The following is a 19,458-nucleotide window of genomic DNA, read 5'->3' as shown; positions in this document are numbered from 1 at the left end:
TAAATTCTCGAAATTATGCAATTTTTAGCCAATTAAAAAGGAATAATGAAATTTTGGAAACAGGGCAGGAAATAAAGATATAGTTATGCTAAAATCAGGATGAAAAAAACGCCACTCAATGAGAGCAGCGTTTAACCAAATCGGTTTAATAATATACAGGAAGTAAATGAGTAACATATTTGTTACTCAAGTTCGGTTACCCGAACTATATGCAAACACAACATCATACTTAAGTCCGAAACTCATTAACTAGTAAGGAATTACCAATCATTAAGTATGGTTGTATTGTAAGGAAAAAGGGTAGAAAAGGACAAATGACGTTTTTTTATTTGAAGTATTAGAAAAACTAATCCGAATTAAATCTTGTCTATTATAGACAAAAATTTTATGAATGGAAATACTTATGTATAAACGTTTGCCACCTTTGAATTCGCTAAAAGCTTTTGAGTCAGCTGCTCGCTATTTAAGTTTTACTAAAGCGGCAGATGAGCTTTGTGTGACACAAGCGGCAGTTAGTCATCAAATTAAATTATTAGAAGAGTTCTTAGGAATTGAATTATTTAAGCGAAAGAATCGTTCTTTAGAATTAACAGAGCTTGGAAAAGCTTATTTTGTTGATATTAACAAAATTCTGCGCCGCTTAAATGAAGCAACAGAGCGATTGTTAACGTTAAAAACGGATCCGCATTTAAATATTAGCGTGCCACAAACTTTTGGTATCCAATGGCTCGTGCCACATTTAAGTGAATTTAATCAGCTTTATCCGCAAATTGAGGTTCGTTTAACTGGTGTGGATCAAGATGAAGGCTTGTTAAATAAAGAAATTGATCTTGCTATTTATTATGGTTTGGGAAATTGGCAGAATCTCCAAGTGGATCGTCTTGGCGGAGAAAATTTATTGATTTTAGCCTCACCTGAATTGTTAACCGAAAATCCAATTATTCAGCCTGAAGATTTAAAAAAACACACATTAATTCACATTCATACACGTGATAATTGGCAAGCGATGGCAAATCATTTACAGTTAGATGATTTAAATATTCAGCAAGGGCCGTTATTTAGCCATACATTCATGGCGTTGCAGGCTGCGATTCATGGGCAAGGCATTGTATTAGCTAATCGCTTATTAGCCTTGCAAGAAATTGAAAATGGCTCATTAAAAGTGGTGTTGCCAACCAATTTACCTGATCCAAAATCATTTTATGTGGTCAATCATCTTGATCGCCTTGATGACCAAAAAATTCAAGCATTCCGTCAGTGGATTATTAACTCAATTAAACAAAAAGAAAATGAATAAACTCGCATTATATTGTCGCCCAGGTTTTGAGAAAGAAGTCGCTGCAGAGATCACCGATCAAGCAAGTAATTTAGGTGTATTTGGGTTTGCACGAGTACAAGATAATTCGGGCTATGTAATTTTTGAATGTTATCAATCTGATGAGGCAGATCGCCTTGCTCGAGACATTCCTTTTAACCGTTTGATTTTTGCTCGTCAGATGATTGTGGTTTCTGATTTATTGGAAGATTTAGATCCTGCTGATCGTATTAGTCCCATCGTGGCGGCGTTTGAAGCATTATCACAACAAATTAATTTTGCTCAATCTAGCGAGCTTTTTGTCGAAACTGCAGATACAAATGAAGCAAAGGAGCTTTCCACTTTTTGTCGTAAATTTACCGTGCCTTTACGTCAGGCATTGAAAAAACAAGGTTGGCTTTCTGCAAAAGCAACTCAAAAGAGCGGTCAATTTTTACATTGTTTTTTTGTGAAACCGAATTGCTGTTATGTGGGATATTCTTATGTGGATAATCATTCGCCCCATTTTATGGGAATCCCTCGTTTAAAATTTCCGGCAGATGTGCCGAGCCGCTCTACGTTAAAACTAGAAGAAGCTATTTTGACTTTTATTCCGCGTAAAGAAGAGAATAAACGTTTAAATGAAAATATGATTGGCGTTGATTTAGGGGCTTGCCCTGGCGGTTGGACGTATCAATTAGTCAAACGCGGTTTATTTGTTTATGCCGTTGATCACGGAAAAATGGCGGCGAGTTTGCATGATACGGGGCGCATTGAACATTGTGCGGAAGATGGTTTTAAATTTCAGCCCCCAAAAAGGAAAAAAGTGGATTGGTTAGTCTGTGATATGGTGGAACAACCAAGTCGTATTTCTTTATTGATTGGCAAATGGTTGTTGAATGGTTGGTGCCGAGAAACGATCTTCAATTTAAAATTACCCATGAAAAAACGTTATCAGGAAGTTGTATTATGTTTAGAAAACTTGGCTGTTATGTTGGCGGAGCAGAATTTGAATTTTGATATTCAAGCTAAACATTTATATCACGATCGTGAAGAAATCACGGTACATATAGCATTAAAATCTTGAGTGAATTGTTTTCATAACCAAAAAGGACGTCGCGAATGAATTTACACGAATACCAAGCAAAACAACTATTTGAGCATTATGGATTACCCATAAAAAATGGGGCGGTCTGTCAATCTGTTGATGAAGTAGATTTGGTACTGGCTCAACTTTCAGGCGATAAGTGGGCTGCGAAATGCCAAGTTCATGCGGGTGGGCGTGGTAAAGCTGGTGGTGTTAAATTAGTGCACGATGTAGAGGAAGCAAGATCTTTTGCAGAAAAATGGCTAGGACAACGTTTAGTCACTTTTCAAACGGATAAATTGGGTCAGCCAGTAAACCAGATTTATTTTGAAGAAACTTGCGATATTGATAAAGAATTTTACTTAAGTGCGGTTGTTGATCGCGCCTCTCAAAAAGTGGTGTTTATTGCTTCTCCTGCTGGTGGAATGAATATTGAAGAAGTCGCGCAAAATTCACCGCACTTACTCCATAAAGTCACCATTGATCCTTTATTTGGAGGATTGCCTTATCAAGGCCGTGAATTAGCGTTTAAATTAGGGTTAAGTGGTGCGCAAAACAAACAGTTTACCGATATCTTTATGGGCTTATCTCGTTTGTTTTTAGAAAAAGATTTATCTTTAGTGGAAGTCAATCCGCTTGTTCTAACTAAACAAGGTAATTTGGTTTGTCTAGACGCCAAAATATCTGTTGATGATAACGCTTTATTTCGCCATAAAGATTTATTGGCACTGCAAGATTTAACTCAAAATGATGCCCGTGAAGCAGAAGCTGAAAAATTCCAGTTAAACTATGTGGCTTTAGAGGGTAGTATTGGTTGTATGGTAAACGGGGCTGGGCTGGCAATGGGCACCATGGATATTGTGAAACTCTATGGTGGGAAGCCTGCGAATTTTCTTGATGTCGGCGGTGGTGCAACGAAAGAGCGGGTTGCTGAAGCGTTCAAAATCATTTTAACCGATCCTTCCGTGACGGTGATTTTAGTGAATATTTTTGGTGGCATTGTTCGTTGTGATTTGATTGCTGAAGGAGTGATTGCTGCAGTCAATGAAGTGGGCGTGAGAGTGCCTGTGGTTGTGCGATTAGAAGGAACGAATGCTGAAATCGGTCGCCAAATTTTAGCGGAAAGCGACGTTAATATTCTTACCGCACACAGTTTACAACAAGCCGCAGAATTAGCCGTGAATGCAGCAAAAGGAGAACACTAATGGCGATTTTAATTGATAAAAATACCAAAGTGATTTGCCAAGGTTTTACTGGTGGACAAGGGACGTTTCATTCTGAACAAGCATTAGCCTACGGAACGCAATTGGTCGGTGGCGTATCACCAAATAAAGGTGGAACTACCCATCTTGGTTTGCCTGTATTTAATACAGTTCGTGAAGCTGTCGAAAATACGGGAGCAACAGCGACAGTCATTTATGTGCCAGCACCATTTTGTAAAGATGCCATAATTGAAGCTATTGATGCAGGGATTCAGTTAATTGTCTGTATTACTGAGGGTGTCCCTACATTGGATATGCTTAAGGTAAAACAAAAATTAAATGAAACTGGCGTTGTAATGATTGGACCAAATTGCCCAGGTGTGATTACGCCTGATGAATGTAAAATCGGCATCATGCCAGGACACATACATAAAAAAGGCAAAGTGGGGATTGTTTCTCGTTCTGGTACTTTAACGTATGAAGCGGTAAAACAAACTACAGATGAAGGCTTTGGACAATCGACTTGTGTAGGTATCGGGGGAGATCCTATTCCAGGCTCTAGTTTTATTGATATTCTCGAAAGATTTCAACAAGATCCCGAAACAGAAGCCATTGTGATGATTGGCGAGATCGGCGGTTCCGCAGAGGAAGAAGCGGCAACCTTCATTAAAGATAACGTCACCAAACCAGTGGTAGCTTATATTGCTGGGATTACTGCGCCAAAAGGCAAACGGATGGGACATGCTGGTGCGATTATTAGTGGTGGAAAAGGCACTGCCGCAGAAAAAATTGCAGCGCTTGATACCGCAGGTGTGACCTGTGTAAAAAGCCTCGCTGAAATTGGTGCAGCCTTGAGAAAGGTATTAAAATAATTTCAGAAAATTAACCGCACTTTAGTTTGACAAGGCGTAGATTGACTCTCTACGCCTTTATTTTTATATGCTCGCCATTATAAAGTGAGCGCAAAACTGCTATAATCAGCGCACACTTTTTAAGGAAGAAATACATGAGCCAATTTTTCTATATCCACCCTGAAAATCCACAAGCGCGCTTGATTAATCAAGCCGTAGAGATTTTACAAAAAGGCGGTGTGATTGTGTATCCGACGGATTCGGGATATGCCTTAGGCTGTATGATGGGCGATAAACATGCTATGGATCGTATTGTAGCGATTCGTAAATTGCCTGAAGGACATAATTTTACGTTGGTATGTAGTGATTTATCGGAGCTTTCAACTTACGCAACGGTGAGTAATACCGCTTATCGTTTGATTAAAAATAATACGCCAGGGCGTTATACTTTTATTCTTACTGCAACGAAAGAATTACCGCGTCGTTTAATGACATCAAAACGTAAAACCATTGGTTTACGCGTACCAGATAATAAGATCGCTTTAGATTTACTTTCAGCCTTAGGTGAGCCGATTTTATCTTGTTCGTTAATGTTGCCAGGTGAAGAACATACCACGCAATCTGATCCTGAGGAAATTCGAGATCGTTTGGAGCACCAAGTCGATTTAATTATTCATGGTGGATATTTAGGGCAAGAGCCTACAACAGTGGTGGATTTAACGGAAGAATCGCCAGTGATTTTGCGCGAAGGAAGTGGAAACACCGATCCTTTTATTTAACTTATAGACGCTTGTGAAAGCGACCTTTCCATTATTTAAGGAAAACAATGAAACCTAGTCAAAAACAAACTCAAAGACAACCGCACTTTTCCAAAGATTCAGCAAAGAAAAGTGATTTTTCAGCTAAAAGTGATAGACGTTCAGTGTCTCGTACCGTACGAGTAGAAACGGCAAATACGAAAAAAAGTGCGGTTAATTCTGACAACAAATTTTTATCTAAGCCAAAAGCGAAACCTGTTGTAAAAGCCTCGAATCAACCTAAGGTAGAGGGCGAAAAATTACAGAAAGTTTTAGCACGTGCAGGACAAGGCTCTCGTCGTGAAATTGAAACGATGATTGCCGCAGGCCGAGTGAGCGTAGAGGGTAAAATTGCGACTTTAGGCGATCGTATTGACGTACATTCTGGTGTGAAAGTGCGTATTGATGGTCAAATCATTAATCTTAGCCACGCACAAAAAGAAATTTGCCGCGTGTTAATGTATTACAAACCTGAGGGTGAACTTTGTACTCGTAGCGACCCAGAAGGGCGAGCCACAGTGTTTGATCGTTTGCCACGTTTAACTGGCTCTCGTTGGATTGCGGTGGGGCGTTTAGATATTAATACATCGGGTTTGTTGCTTTTCACTACTGATGGTGAGTTGGCAAATCGCCTAATGCATCCAAGCCGTGAAGTGGAACGTGAATATTCGGTGCGTGTATTTGGTCAAGTTGATGATGCAATGTTGGCTCGTTTACGCAAAGGCGTTCAGCTTGAAGATGGCCCTGCCAACTTTAAAGAAATTAAATTTACAGGCGGTGTTGGTATCAACCAATGGTATGACGTAACCTTGATGGAAGGACGTAATCGTGAGGTGCGCCGTTTATGGGAATCCCAAGGGATTCAAGTCAGCCGCTTGATTCGTATTCGTTACGGCAATATCAAACTGATGAAAGGTTTGCCTCGTGGTGGCTGGGAGGAAATGGATCTTGAAAATGTAAACTACTTGCGTGAACTTGTGGGATTACTAGCTGAAACTGAAACGAAATTAGATGTCACACAGCCACGTCGTCGTCCAAAATCAGGACAAATTCGTAAAGCGGTAAAACGTTATTCTGAACTTAGCAAACGTTATAAAAAATAAGGACTTTTTTTATGAAAATGCAGCAACTGCGGTATATTGTTGAAATTGCTAACCATAATTTAAATGTAACTGAAGCGGCTAATGCGCTTTATACATCACAGCCTGGAATTAGTAAGCAAGTGCGGTTGCTGGAAGATGAATTAGGTCTAGAAATTTTTGAGCGTCATGGCAAGCATATAAAATCAATTACGCCAGCAGGGAAAAAGATTATTTCGATTGCACGCGAGTTACTTGTTAAAGCACAAGGTATCCGTGCCGTTGCCGATGAATATACTCAGCCAAATCACGGCGTATTACGTATTGCGACGACAAATACTCAGGCACGTTATATGCTGCCAAGCGTGATTGAACGTTTTTCTAAAAAATATCCTGATGTGAGTTTGCATATTCACCAAGGTTCGCCAACACAAATTCATGATGCATTAATGTCGGGAGAAGTGGATTTGGCGATTACCACCGAAGCACCTTATTTATTTGATGATTTGGTTCAGATTCCATGCTATTGGTGGAATCGCTCAGTGATTATTACACCAGAACATCCACTTGCCAAAGTGAAAGAATTGACGATTGAGGAATTAGGTAAATATCCGCTTGTGACCTACACTTTTGGTTTTACAGGTGTTTCTGATTTAGATTACGCATTTAATAGCGCAGGAATTTTGCCGAATATAGTCTTTACGGCTACTGATGCCGATATCATTAAGACTTATGTGCGCTTAGGCTTAGGGGTGGGCATTATGGCATCTATGGCTCATACGCCAGCAGATACAGACCTTGTGGCAATTGATGCGAGTCATTTGTTCCGCCCGAGTATGACGAATATTGCATTTAAACATAGCATGTTCTTACGTAATTATATGTACGATTTCATGGAATATTTTTCACCGCACTTAACTCGTAGTGTTGTGGAAAAAGCCGAGCGTTTGCGTGATAACAATTCAGTGAAAAAATTATTTGATAACGTGAAATTAGACGTTAGATAAATTAATTGTTGAAATTAAGTGATAGAGAAAAGGACGTTAAACGTCCTTTCTTACTCTTATTGTTCATTCTGATTTTGAAGTTTTTCTTGTTTTGAATGATAAAAATAAAGATATATTAAACCAATTGGTGCAATAAAAATTGAGAATATGAAACAAATCGCCATTGTGATTAGTTTTGTTACAAGCATTAAAGGTGCATTAACGAAAAAAACATTATCACCTAAAATATATTCGATAATACTTTCATAAACGAATCGAGAATAAGGATATAATAATAAGCAGATTAATCCTAGGATTGCATTTGTTACAAGAATAGATATTTTCCCAGTGTGATTATATCCGTTATAGCTTATAGCAACTATAAATATAAAGAATATTAAACCAAATAGAAATTGTCGAGTATAGTAAGCTTTTGATAATCCACCAAGTGTCTTAGATAAAAATGACATGGTATCTCCTTATTCTTGAATTTATAGCCCTCCTTAGTCTAACTTACATCGTAAATAAGTGCAATTTATTTATGTATAAAGGTGTATTGTGCATATTTGATTAATGCACTTGTTACAATAAAAATAAATATGGTACCAAGTTCATGACGATCACTGTTGCGATAGAAAGTAATAATCTTGATGCACCAAAAATAAAACCACGATTAGTGCCATTATCAAATTTCACTAATAAGTTTGCCATCGCCGTGAGGGCATACACTTCAATGACTGTAAAAATGACGAGATAGGCATAGGCGGAAAATATGGAAAGATAACTTAAGGTGATAAACCAAGGCATGATAATTCCAATAGCCAACAGAGGGGCAACCCATGCTGCTTGTTTGATTGTTAAATTGATTTTTCGGGAAAAATAGCTTTGTAATAGTACGGTGAGTAAGCCGTTGCCAAATAACGCTATCGGCGAATGTTCAGGCATGCCAAGTTTATTGTTAAATAAAAAAGGAAAAATGACAAAGAAAGAGCTCGCAATAGCAAGCGGTAAAAAGAGCATTAAATGCACTATGAGAAATTCTTTTGTAATAATTTCTTTGATTTGTGTAAAGCGAAATTTTACCAATGTTTGTAAGGTTTGAATTTGATAGAAAGGCTTCACCATTAAGGCGAATAATACGGCTTCCATTGAAAAGCAGACCCAAATAAGCAAGTCGATATGTTCATATTTAATAAATGGGATGACTAAAAGCGGCGCAAACATGGATGACATGGAGGTCACTTTTAGATATTTTCCTTGCAAGCGCGTTTTTTCTTTGTATTCATCTCCGGCCAATACAAGTAAGCAGGCTTTGGCATTGGTTCCAAATAAGCAACTACCTAAACCAAAACAAGTGGTCGCAATAAGAAGCAATAAATAATTATCTGCTGAGAGAAAGAAAATATAAGCTATCACATCTAAAAAACAGCCGAGCAACATCATTTTGGCTAAACCATAGCGATCGCCCCAAATACCGGCAAGAATGGAAAGAGCTTGGTTTGAGAAAAAGAGCAGTGATAAGGAAAAGGCAATTTCGCTGTTGCTCAATCCTTTACTTTGTAGATAAATCAGAAATACCGTTTGCACAGAAAAAAATGCAAGGGTGGAAAAGAAACGCCGAGTCAGTAAAAGTTTTTGTAAATTCATAGAGTTAAATGATAAAAAAGAAAAGCACGCGTTGAATAACGCGCGCCATGAATTTTATAAGTGCGGTTGAAATTGATATTAAAATTTTACCGCACTTGAAAGATTAAAACAGCTCGTGATATTTCACTAAATCTTTACGCTGAATAGCAAATACGCCTAGCCCGCCATTTTTAAGCTCTACCCATTCAAATGGTACATCTGGATATTGCTCAATTAAGCTCACCATGCTATTGCCCACTTCACACACTAACACACCATTTTCGGTTAAGTAATCTGGCGCTTGTTTCAAAATTTGTTTGGTAATGTTTAAGCCATCATGGCCAGAACCTAAGGCTAACTCTGGTTCAAAATGGAATTCTTCTGGCATATCGGCGAGATCTTCTTCATCCACATAAGGTGGATTGGTCACGATAAGATCGTATTTTTGTCCTAAAATATTTTCAAATAAGTTTGATTGAATCGGGAATACTCGATGCTCTAATTGATGGCGTGAAATATTGATCTCCGCGACATTAAGTGCATCAACTGATAAATCGACAGCATCCACTTCCGCATTCGGGAAAGCATAAGCACAAGCAATGGCAATACAACCGCTACCTGTGCATAGATCGAGAATATGATTCGGCTCTTGTGAAATAAAATCTTCAAAGCGATCTTGAATTAAAGCACTAATTGGAGAACGTGGAATAATGGTTCGTTCATCGACATAAAATTCGTGACCGCAGAACCAAGCACTATTTGTTAAATATGCCACCGGTACGCGTTGTTCGATTCGGGTTAATACAAGTTGAACTAAGGTTTCTTTTTCAGATGGGGTTAATCGACTGTTAAATAATTCGGTAGGTAAATCAATGGGTAAATGTAAGCCACTTAAAACGAGTTGCAAGCTTTCATCCCAAGGATTATCGTGCCCTTGTCCGAAGTAAATATCAGATCGATTGAGAATGCTATACGTCCAACGCAGAAAATCTTGGATGGTTTGTAGTTCGTTTGCAACATTATCTTCCAAGATAGTTGCAACTAATTCTTGGTTATGTGAAGTTTCCATCGCATTTCTCCATAAAAGTGAGTAGAAAAGTTAGCATAAAATTCGGTATGAAAATTTGGCGTAGTTATACCACAGATGAGAATGTAGAACTATGATATGATACGCAAAATTTGAAATTAATGAGAAAAAATGCAAGACGAATTTGATTTATTCCGTGCGGAAACTAAAGGCATTAAGCCAATGAAACAAGATACTTTTGTTGCCCCCCGCCAAAAACGTGATCAGAAAAAAATAGAATTGAAAGAATTACGAGCAAAAGAAGATACATTGTTCTATTTTTCTGATGAATATGAGCCGTTACTGAATGAGCATGATGGTGTTGTGAAATATTTACGTGATGGGGAAGATTCCCATTTATTAAAACAACTTCGTCGTGGAGATTTTTCCCCAGAATTGTTTTTAGATTTACACGGTTTAACCCGTGAACAAGCTAAGCAAGAATTAGCCGCACTTTTACTGGCTTGTGAAAATGAGCATGTTGATTGTGCCAGCATTATGACGGGCTATGGCACCTTTACATTGAAAAAACAAATTCCACGTTGGCTAGTACAACATCCTAAAGTTCGGGCATTACATCAAGCACCAAGGGAGTGGGGTGGCGAAGCCGCAATTTTGATTTTAGTTGATTTGTAAAAAAACGTTATAAAAAAATACCGCACTTTTACTGCCTAGAGCAAAGTGCGGTATTTTCTTTTATGTTTTTACTTGAACTATTGTGTCGCTTGAATTGCGGTTAAGGCAATTGTGTACACAATATCATCAACTAATGCACCGCGAGATAAGTCATTGACTGGTTTTCGCATACCTTGAAGCATTGGGCCAATAGATACTAAATCTGCAGAACGTTGTACTGCTTTGTAAGTAGTGTTACCCGTATTTAAGTCAGGGAATACGAATACCGTTGCTTTACCTGCTACTGGTGAATTTGGTGCTTTAGAGCGAGCCACATCTTCCATCACAGCTGCATCGTATTGTAATGGGCCGTCGATTAATAAATCAGGGCGTTTTTCTTTGGCAATACGAGTTGCTTCTTTCACTTTTTCTACATCAGCACCGCTACCAGATGTACCCGTTGAGTAAGAAATCATTGCGACTTTTGGATCAATACCAAATGCTTTCGCAGAATCCGCAGATTGAATTGCGATTTCAGCAAGTTGTTCTGCTGTAGGATCTGGGTTTACCGCACAGTCACCATAAACAAGCACTTGATCTGGTAATAACATAAAGAAGATAGACGAAACAATAGAACTACCTGGTGCAGTTTTGATGATTTGCATTGGTGGGCGAATGGTGTTTGCAGTCGTGTGAACGGCTCCAGATACTAAACCATCCACCTCATTTGCTTCTAACATCATGGTTCCAAGCACGACGGTGTCTTCTAGTTGTTCACGTGCAGCGGTTTCAGTCATACCTTTTGCTTTACGTAATTCAACTAAACGAGCAACATAGTTTTCACGAACATCTGCTGGGTTAATGATTGTAATGTCTTTACCTAATTTAACACCTTGTGCTTCAGCTACACGTTGAACAGATGCTGGATCTGCTAAAAGCACACATTCCGCAATGCCACGTTCTGCACAAAGTACGGCTGCTTTGATTGTACGAGGTTCATCACCTTCAGGAAGAACAATACGTTTTTTCGCAGCACGAGCAAGTTCAGTCAATTGGAAACGGAATGCTGGTGGGGATAAACGACGTAAACGAGTAGAATCCGCAACTAGGTTATTGATAAAGTCAGCATTAAAGTGCTGGCTAGTGTATTGTTTGATGTTTTCAATACGCTCTTTATCATCAACAGGCACTTCAAGATTGAAGTTTTGTAAATTTAATGCTGTTTGCCAGGTATTACCTTCAATACGGAAGATTGGCAATTTTGCTTTTTCAAAAGCTGGTTGGCAAAGTTTATTGATTTGAGCATCAATTTTGTAACCGCCAGTTAATAAGAGACCGCCGATTTCAATACTATTTGACGCTGCGAGAGCGGCTGCCACAAGTACATCTGGACGATCCGCTGAGGCGACTAATAAGCTACCTGCACGAAAATGTTCAACCATATTTGGTAAACTTCTTGCGCAGAAAGTGATACCACGGATACGACGGTTAATATCCCCTTCAGTGATAATTGATGCACCTAAGTATTTCACTAAATCGATCGCACGTGTTGCGATTAAATCTGCAGACCAAGGCACACAAGCTAATAATTTGATTGAGCTATTTGCAAATAATTTGCTCACTTCTGCTTCACATGCATGGCTATGTTGGAATGAATCAAAGATTTCAGCAAGATCAGGGCGTGTACGGCCAGATTCATCAACGGGTGCATTAAATTTATTTACAACTACACCTAAAAGATTTGGATTGTTTTTACCACCAAATAAAGAGGCTGCTGCTTCTACACGATCTTTTAATTCGGTTGGGGTTTCAGTTGCAGGTGCTGCAACTAATACGATTTCTGCATCTAATGCTTGTGCAATTTCATAGTTGATGCTATTTGCGTAACCGTGTTTTCTTGTGGGAATTAAGCCTTCAACCACAACGATATCGTTGTTTTTAGTTAATTGTTGGTGATTAGCCACAATTTTTTCTAACAACACATCAGACTGATTTTGCCCAATCAATGATTCCGCAACGCTTAACATAAACGGTTCAGAAGTTTCAAGGTTAGTGCTGGTGCGAATGATAGAGGTTGTACGATCAAGTTTATCTTCACCTGTGCTTGGTTGAGAAACAGGTTTCATAAAACCAACTTTTGCGCCTTTTTGTTCAAGAGAATGGATTAATCCCAGACTAATGCTAGTTAAACCCACGCCTGTGCTTACAGGGATAAGGATAATCGTGCGAGACATAGTTAAACCTTAATGTGTATATGTTATAAATAAAAACTGCCGAAAAATTCGGCAGTTTGTTGTTAAATTAGAAACAAAGTTTTGCGGTATCTTGTGCGATAACTAATTCTTCGTTAGTTGGAAGAACAATCGCTTTAAATGCTGAATCATCAGTGGTGATTACGCCATCTTTACCGAAGCGAGCCGCAAGATTGCGTTCGTTATCCACTTTAATACCAAATAATTTCAAGTGATTTAATGCTAATTCACGAACGTGTGCTGAGTTCTCACCAATACCACCCGTGAAAGCAATCGCATCTAAGTGATCATCACCTAATACAGCCATATAAGCACCGATATATTTCGCTAAACGATAGCTGTATACATCTAAAGCGCGTTTTGCTTCTGGTTTAGATGCGTCATCGTAATTATCTTCAGCATAACGGCAGTCGCTTGTTACTTCAGTTAAACCTAAAAGACCAGATTTTTTCACTAAAGTCTCTTCGATTTGTTCCATAGACATACCTAAAGTTTTGTATAGGTAGAATACGATTGCAGGGTCGATATCACCACAACGAGTGCCCATGACTAAACCTTCTAACGGAGTTAAGCCCATTGATGTATCGATACATTTACCGTTACGTACAACAGAAACAGAACCACCATTACCTAAGTGACAAATAATCGTATTGACTTGGTCTGCAGGTTTACCTACATATTCAGCGACTTCACGAGAAACGAAGTAGTGGCTAGTACCGTGTGCACCGTAGCGACGAACGCCATGTTCTTTATATAAAGAGTATGGAAGAGCATAAAGGAATGCTTCTTCAGGCATGGTTTGGTGGAATGCTGTATCAAAAACTACTACGTTTTTATCTTTTAAGTGCGGGAATGCGTTGAATGCTTCGCGAATACCGATTAAGTGCGCTGGATTGTGAAGTGGCGCAAATTGCGCAGCATCTTCAATACCTTTAACGACTTCATCAGTTACGATAACAGATTGGGTATATTTTTCACCACCATGTACGATACGGTGACCAATTGCCGCGATAGAGTTTTTAAGCTCATCTGTCATGATATTAGACGCGATAAAGTTTAGCGCTTCAGTATGAGCTGCGCCTGCGCCTAAATCTGCGTTACCTTTCTCACCATTGAGTTTCCATTTGATACGAGCCTCTGGTAAGAAAAATGCTTCCGCTAAGCCGGATAATTTTTCTTCACCTGTTGCAGGATCAAGAATTGCAAATTTTAGTGAAGAACTACCACAGTTAAGGATAAGAACAAGTTTTGACATGGGAACCCTATTTTTGATTAAAGTTAATGGAAATCCACCTTGTAGATGGACTGAAAAAATCTGGCATAGGATACACCTTTTGACAAACAAAATAAATTCATCCCTGCATAAAAAGACAACGATTTATGGAACTTTTTGAAAAATTAAACTTTTTCAGTAAGGTGACAATTTCAGGCAAACTGGGGTATGATAAGTACGGTTGTTTTTTAAAGGTGTTTTTATGGCATTTTTTTCCATTTTAAAACGGGGACAAATTTATATTAATACTTGGCCACAGGAGGCTAAATTAGGGATTATTTTCCCAGAAAACCGCATTATGAAAGCCACGAGTTTTGCACAAAAATTCATGCCCTTTGTTGCTGTATTTGCAGTGGTGTGGCAACAGATTTATGCAAAAAATGATTTGATGGCCTTTTCTATTGCAATTTTGACCGCACTTTTTGCCTTGCTTATTCCTTTCCAAGGTCTTTATTGGCTTGGCAAGCGTGCAAATTCGCCATTAGAAAATCAAAGTGCGGTGTGGTTTTATGATATTTGCGAACGCTTAAAACAACTACATGAACCCTTGCCTTTTGTGCAAGATCAACCGACATACCAACATTTAGCAGAAGTCTTAAAGAAAGCTCAAAGCAAATTTGAACGTGCTTTTTGGCAGGAAATTTAGTTTACGCAAACGTTTTCTTTTTGGCTTTATTTTTGTAGAATACCTCGGTCGTTTTAAACGGCCGTTTTTCATTGAGAGATTTTTTAATGATCGATTACATTATTATTGGCATTATCGCTTTTTCCATTCTTGTCAGTTTATTACGCGGTTTTGTACGCGAAGTGCTTTCACTCGGTAGCTGGGTTGTGGCATTTATTGTAGCAAGCCAGTTCTATCCTTATCTTGCAGCTTATCTTACGCAAATTGAATCAATGTATATTCGTAATGGAACTGCAATTGGGATTTTATTTGTACTGACTTTAATCGTGGGCGCTATAGTTAATTATGTGATTAGTCAATTAGTAGATAAGACGGGTTTAAGTGGCACAGATCGTGTGTTAGGTGCGATTTTTGGTTTAGTGCGCGGTGCACTGATTGTCGCTGCGTTATTATTTTTCATGGATACCTTCACCAATTTTGAACAAACTGATTGGTGGAAAGAATCTCAATTAATACCGCACTTTGGTTTTATTATTGAATGGTTCTTTCAACAACTTCAGGCTAGTTCAAGTTTTTTAAATCCAACGCTTAATCAATAAGGAACACAAAATGTGTGGTATTGTCGGTATTGTTAGCCAAAGTCCGGTTAATGAATCTATTTATGCAGCATTAACTCTTTTGCAACATCGTGGGCAAGATGCTGCGGGAATCGTGACGGTTGATGATGAAAATCGTTTCCGCTTACGTAAAGCTAATGGTTTAGTGAGCGATGTGTTTCATCAAGAGCATATGCTACGATTGCAAGGAAATGCTGGGTTAGGGCATGTTCGCTATCCTACAGCGGGGAGTTCTAGCGTCTCAGAGGCGCAGCCTTTTTATGTGAATTCTCCCTATGGTGTCACTTTGGTGCATAACGGCAACTTAACCAACTCAGTGGAGTTAAAAGAAAAAGTCTTTAAAACAGCTCGCCGCCACGTAAACACTAATTCAGATTCTGAACTTCTTCTTAATATTTTCGCTAAACATCTCGATTACATTCCTAAAGATCAGCTCGACCCACAAGATATTTTCTATGCCGTTCGTAAAACTCATAACGATGTTCGTGGTGCCTATGCTTGTTTAGCGATGATTATTGGGCATGGCATGGTTGCTTTTCGTGATCCTTTTGGTATTCGTCCTTTGGTGTTGGGTAAACGCGAAGAAAATGGCAAAACTGAGTATATGTTTGCCTCTGAAACAGTCGCTTTAGATATTGTGGGTTTTGACTTTGTTCGCGATATTGCCCCTGGAGAAGTCGTTTATGTGACGTTTGATGGCGAGCTTTATTCGCAGCAATGCGCTGAAAGTGCGGTGCTAAATCCTTGTATTTTTGAGTATGTTTATTTTGCACGCCCAGATTCAACGATTGATGGCGTCTCTGTTTATGCTGCACGTGTTCACATGGGCGAAAAACTCGGACAAAAAATTGCAAAAGAATGGGCGGATGAAATTGATAATATTGATGTGGTGATTCCCGTTCCTGAAACCTCCACAGATATTGCGTTACAAATTGCCCGCGTACTAGGGAAACCTTACCGCCAAGGATTTGTGAAAAATCGCTATGTTGGTCGTACGTTTATTATGCCAGGACAAGCACAGCGTATTAGTTCTGTTCGTCGCAAATTGAATACCATTAAAGCTGAATTTAAAGATAAAAACGTCTTATTGGTGGACGATTCTATCGTTCGCGGTACAACCTCTGAGCAAATTGTTGAAATGGCTCGCTCAGCTGGCGCGAAGAAAATTTACTTCGCTTCTGCTGCTCCAGAAATTCGTTATCCGAATGTATATGGTATTGATATGCCAAGTCGTGATGAGCTGATTGCTTACGGTCGAAATGTTAATGAAATTGCACATTTGATTGGTGTGGACAAATTAATTTTCCAAGATCTGACCGCACTTACCGAATCTGTTCAATTAGAAAATCCGTCTATTAGAGGGTTTGATTGTTCAGTGTTCACAGGCGAATATATTACAGGTGACATCACGCCAGAATATTTAGACAAAATTGCAAGTCAACGGAACGACAGTGCAAAGAAAAAACGTGAAAAACAAGCATCTAATCTTGAAATTTATAATGAACAATAAATTGCGATAAGGCGAGATATTTAGTCCGATAAAAATCACTGCATTAAAAAAGTGCGGTGATTTTTTTATTTGTTTTTTAGGATATCTTTTAGATAGTTTTCGCAATCAGAATATTGAAATTGAAATCCCGCGTTGAGTAATTTTTCAGGCACAACATTTTGGCTTTCGAGTAATAGATTCGCTCGTTCTCCAAGAATGAAATGTAATATCCATTTTGGAATGGTTACAAAGGCAGGACGTTTTAATACTCGAGCCAAAGTGCGGTTAAATTTATGCTGTTTTATGGGATTAGGGGCGGTGAAGTTAAATGAGCCTTGACATTCTGAATGATAGAGTAAAAATAAAATGCCATTGACCACATCTTTCAAAGCAATCCAGGGAAAATATTGCTCTCCATTGCCCAGTTTGCCGCCAAGTCCCCATTTGTATAAAGGCAACATTTGAGCAAGGGCGCCTCCTTTCTTAGAAAAGACCATGCCTGTTCGAATCAAACAAACCCTCGCATTAGCTTGTTGCGCAATATCTTCCCAATCTTGGCATAATTGTGCGGTGAAGGTTTTTGCTGTTTTGCTTGTTTCGGTAATTTTTTGTTCGTCTTGATCGCCGTAAATTCCAGTCGCTGAACCTGAAATAAAAATAGGGTGTTGCTGATATTGATTAATTAATTCAACCAGTTGAGTGGTAAGGTTTAAACGACTTTCTCGTAAAATAGATTTTTGGTTTTTCGACCAAGCTTTATGAAAAATCGGCTCGCCAGCAAGATTGATGATGGCATCAAACTGTTCTTGTAAATCGAGTTCTGAAAGTGCGGTAATAAATTTGATATTTTTTTGCTTTGAGATAGTGTGCGGAGTACTTAAGCGCGTTAAGATCGTCACTTGTTCATTGCGTAAGCAGAGTTGTTCAACAAGTGCTTTGCCGATAAGTCCCGTACCCCCAGTTAATAAAATGTTCATTACAACGCGTTTTCAAATAAACGTTGAACATTTTTGAGTAAATCGACAATTTTTGTGCCACGTGTTGGTGTGATAAAAATTGTGTCATCGCCTGCGATAGTACCTAAGATGCCTTCTGATTTTCCAATTGAATCGAGTAAGCGAGCGATGAGTTGTGCCGCACCCGGAGAAGTCTTAATGACAATTAACATATCATTGTAATCAACGTCTAATACAAGATTTTTTAATGGACTACTGGTATTAGGAACACTCAATTCACCTGGTAAACAATAAACCATTTCCATTTTGGTATTGCGGGTGCGAACAGCCCCAAATTTGGTGAGCATTCTGGATATTTTTGATTGATTAATGCCTGTAAAGCCTTGTTTTTTTAAGGCATCGACAATCTCACTTTGAGATCCAAAGCGTTCTTGATTAAGTAATTCTTTAAAAGCGCGAGTTAAATTGTCAGTCATTTTATTTTTCAATAGTCAAAACTTGCATAAGAATTGCATAAAAATTCATTTTCATCAACTTGAATGTGAATAAAAGCAAAGAGAAGGAAAAAATTATCTCAGAAATGTGAACTAGATCATAGAATGATATTTCTCTGTTTGTAATTGTGAGATGAAAATTTTAAAATCAGGTCATCTTAAATTAACTAACACATAAGGAGTATTTATGAAAGTTGCAGTATTAGGTGCCGCAGGTGGTATTGGTCAAGCATTAGCGTTATTACTAAAACTTCAGTTGCCTGCTGGTTCAGATTTATCATTATATGATATTGCCCCTGTTACCCCAGGTGTTGCAGTGGATGTGAGCCATATTCCAACCGCAGTGAATGTGAAAGGTTTTTCTGGTGAGGATCCAACTCCAGCACTTGAAGGTGCGGATGTTGTATTAATTTCTGCTGGTGTTGCACGTAAACCTGGTATGGACCGGTCTGATTTATTCAATATTAATGCAGGCATTGTTCGTGGTTTAATTGAAAAAGTCGCGGTTACTTGCCCGAAAGCTTGTGTTGGTATCATCACTAACCCAGTAAATACTACTGTTGCGATTGCGGCTGAAGTATTGAAAAAAGCAGGTGTTTATGACAAACGTAAATTATTTGGTGTGACAACTTTAGACGTGTTACGTTCTGAAACTTTTGTGGCTGAATTAAAAGGTTTAAATGTTTCTCGTACTAGCGTTCCTGTTATTGGTGGTCACTCAGGTGTGACTATTCTTCCATTACTTTCCCAAGTTCAATATGCTGAGTGGAATGAAGATGAAATCGAACCATTAACAAAACGTATCCAAAATGCAGGTACAGAAGTTGTTAATGCAAAAGCGGGTGGCGGTTCTGCAACGCTTTCAATGGCACAAGCTGCAGCACGTTTTGCTCGTTCTTTAGTGAAGGGATTGAGTGGCGAGACAGTTGTTGAATGTACTTATGTTGAAGGTGATGGTAAATATGCTCGTTTCTTCTCTCAACCAGTTCGTTTAGGCAAAGAAGGTGTAGAAGAAATTTTACCAATTGGCCCATTAAGCAATTTTGAACAACAAGCTCTAGAAAATATGTTGCCGACTTTACGTGCAGATATTGAATTAGGTGAAAAATTTATTAATGGTTAATCATTAAAAAAATAAGGGGAGCATTA

19 protein-coding genes are annotated in these 19,458 nt (G+C 38.6%); 12 read left to right on the top strand and 7 right to left on the bottom strand.

Annotated features, from left to right (window positions below; genetic code table 11):
• Positions 1 to 403 precede the first annotated feature (403 nt).
• The 7 genes from DV427_RS00265 to cysB all read left to right on the top strand — a co-directional run bounded on the left by DV427_RS00265 (position 404) and on the right by cysB (position 7,317).
• Positions 404 to 1,297 carry a transcriptional regulator GcvA gene (locus DV427_RS00265; RefSeq protein WP_114890896.1) on the top strand — a complete coding sequence of 298 codons (894 nt, stop codon included), beginning with the start codon at positions 404 to 406 and terminating at the stop codon, positions 1,295 to 1,297.
• Positions 1,290 to 2,381, top strand: coding sequence for a 23S rRNA (cytidine(2498)-2'-O)-methyltransferase RlmM (gene rlmM / locus DV427_RS00260; protein WP_114890895.1), 1,092 nt, complete (start codon positions 1,290 to 1,292; stop codon positions 2,379 to 2,381). Before DV427_RS00265 ends, rlmM begins: the two co-directional genes overlap by 8 nt.
• A gap of 35 nt (positions 2,382 to 2,416) precedes the next feature.
• Entirely contained in the window at positions 2,417 to 3,586 is a 1,170-nt protein-coding gene (gene sucC / locus DV427_RS00255; protein ID WP_114890894.1) for an ADP-forming succinate--CoA ligase subunit beta, read from the top strand.
• Positions 3,586 to 4,455, top strand: coding sequence for a succinate--CoA ligase subunit alpha (gene sucD, locus DV427_RS00250; protein WP_114890893.1), 870 nt, complete (start codon positions 3,586 to 3,588; stop codon positions 4,453 to 4,455). Before sucC ends, sucD begins: the two co-directional genes overlap by 1 nt.
• A 134-nt stretch (positions 4,456 to 4,589) precedes the next feature.
• A complete protein-coding gene (locus DV427_RS00245; protein ID WP_114890892.1) occupies positions 4,590 to 5,213 on the top strand; it encodes an L-threonylcarbamoyladenylate synthase in 624 nt (207 codons plus the stop codon).
• 47 nt (positions 5,214 to 5,260) lie between these two features.
• Positions 5,261 to 6,334: a 23S rRNA pseudouridine(2605) synthase RluB gene (rluB, locus tag DV427_RS00240; protein WP_114890891.1), complete on the top strand. Its 1,074-nt coding sequence runs from the start codon at positions 5,261 to 5,263 to the stop codon at positions 6,332 to 6,334.
• Positions 6,335 to 6,345: 11 nt separating this feature from the next.
• On the top strand, positions 6,346 to 7,317 hold the full coding sequence (gene cysB / locus DV427_RS00235; RefSeq protein WP_114890890.1) for an HTH-type transcriptional regulator CysB: 972 nt from the start codon (positions 6,346 to 6,348) through the stop codon (positions 7,315 to 7,317).
• 56 nt (positions 7,318 to 7,373) lie between these two features.
• Here cysB and DV427_RS00230 read toward each other — a convergent pair whose 3' ends face one another.
• The 3 genes from DV427_RS00230 to prmB form a co-directional block, all read right to left on the bottom strand.
• Entirely contained in the window at positions 7,374 to 7,766 is a 393-nt protein-coding gene (locus DV427_RS00230) for a hypothetical protein (protein ID WP_053465326.1), read from the bottom strand.
• A 112-nt stretch (positions 7,767 to 7,878) separates the two neighbouring features.
• Entirely contained in the window at positions 7,879 to 8,943 is a 1,065-nt protein-coding gene (locus DV427_RS00225) for an MFS transporter (RefSeq protein WP_114890889.1), read from the bottom strand.
• Positions 8,944 to 9,046: 103 nt separating this feature from the next.
• Positions 9,047 to 9,991, bottom strand: coding sequence for a 50S ribosomal protein L3 N(5)-glutamine methyltransferase (gene prmB / locus DV427_RS00220; RefSeq protein WP_114890888.1), 945 nt, complete (start codon positions 9,989 to 9,991; stop codon positions 9,047 to 9,049).
• A gap of 129 nt (positions 9,992 to 10,120) precedes the next feature.
• On the opposite strand from prmB, the gene smrB reads away from it, so the two are divergent.
• Positions 10,121 to 10,624 (top strand): endonuclease SmrB, encoded by a 504-nt coding sequence (gene smrB, locus DV427_RS00215; RefSeq protein ID WP_114890887.1) that lies wholly within the window; start codon positions 10,121 to 10,123, stop codon positions 10,622 to 10,624.
• A 77-nt stretch (positions 10,625 to 10,701) separates the two neighbouring features.
• Here smrB and pta read toward each other — a convergent pair whose 3' ends face one another.
• Together pta and DV427_RS00205 are read right to left on the bottom strand one after the other, a co-directional pair.
• Positions 10,702 to 12,837, bottom strand: a complete 2,136-nt coding sequence (pta, locus tag DV427_RS00210; RefSeq protein ID WP_114890886.1) for a phosphate acetyltransferase — start codon at positions 12,835 to 12,837, stop codon at positions 10,702 to 10,704.
• Positions 12,838 to 12,904: 67 nt separating this feature from the next.
• On the bottom strand, positions 12,905 to 14,110 hold the full coding sequence (locus tag DV427_RS00205; protein ID WP_046949433.1) for an acetate kinase: 1,206 nt from the start codon (positions 14,108 to 14,110) through the stop codon (positions 12,905 to 12,907).
• Between the two features lie 220 nt (positions 14,111 to 14,330).
• Here DV427_RS00205 and yfbV point away from each other — a divergent pair, with 220 nt between their 5' ends.
• The 3 genes from yfbV to purF all read left to right on the top strand — a co-directional run bounded on the left by yfbV (position 14,331) and on the right by purF (position 16,880).
• Positions 14,331 to 14,774, top strand: coding sequence for a terminus macrodomain insulation protein YfbV (gene yfbV / locus DV427_RS00200; RefSeq protein WP_114890885.1), 444 nt, complete (start codon positions 14,331 to 14,333; stop codon positions 14,772 to 14,774).
• Between the two features lie 86 nt (positions 14,775 to 14,860).
• Complete coding sequence (locus DV427_RS00195; protein ID WP_005626270.1) at positions 14,861 to 15,352, top strand: CvpA family protein; 492 nt, start codon at positions 14,861 to 14,863, stop codon at positions 15,350 to 15,352.
• A gap of 10 nt (positions 15,353 to 15,362) precedes the next feature.
• On the top strand, positions 15,363 to 16,880 hold the full coding sequence (gene purF / locus DV427_RS00190; protein WP_114890884.1) for an amidophosphoribosyltransferase: 1,518 nt from the start codon (positions 15,363 to 15,365) through the stop codon (positions 16,878 to 16,880).
• Between the two features lie 65 nt (positions 16,881 to 16,945).
• On the opposite strand, the gene DV427_RS00185 is transcribed toward purF, so the two are convergent.
• Both DV427_RS00185 and argR read right to left on the bottom strand, forming a co-directional pair.
• Positions 16,946 to 17,836 carry a TIGR01777 family oxidoreductase gene (locus tag DV427_RS00185; protein ID WP_114890883.1) on the bottom strand — a complete coding sequence of 297 codons (891 nt, stop codon included), beginning with the start codon at positions 17,834 to 17,836 and terminating at the stop codon, positions 16,946 to 16,948.
• Positions 17,836 to 18,291, bottom strand: a complete 456-nt coding sequence (gene argR / locus DV427_RS00180) for a transcriptional regulator ArgR (RefSeq protein WP_005638679.1) — start codon at positions 18,289 to 18,291, stop codon at positions 17,836 to 17,838. The genes DV427_RS00185 and argR overlap by 1 nt, the downstream gene beginning before the upstream one ends.
• Before the next feature lie 205 nt (positions 18,292 to 18,496).
• On the opposite strand from argR, the gene mdh reads away from it, so the two are divergent.
• The gene (gene mdh / locus DV427_RS00175) at positions 18,497 to 19,432 is read left to right on the top strand and encodes a malate dehydrogenase (protein ID WP_114890882.1); all 936 of its coding nucleotides are present in this window, start codon (positions 18,497 to 18,499) and stop codon (positions 19,430 to 19,432) included.
• The last annotated feature ends 26 nt before the right edge of the window (positions 19,433 to 19,458 follow it).

The sequence above is a fragment of the Haemophilus haemolyticus genome (genome assembly GCF_003351405.1).
Classification (GTDB): Bacteria; Pseudomonadota; Gammaproteobacteria; order Enterobacterales; family Pasteurellaceae; genus Haemophilus; species Haemophilus haemolyticus_N.
Note: the sequence above shows the minus strand (reverse complement) of the source record. Positions and strands in the feature narration are given on the sequence as shown.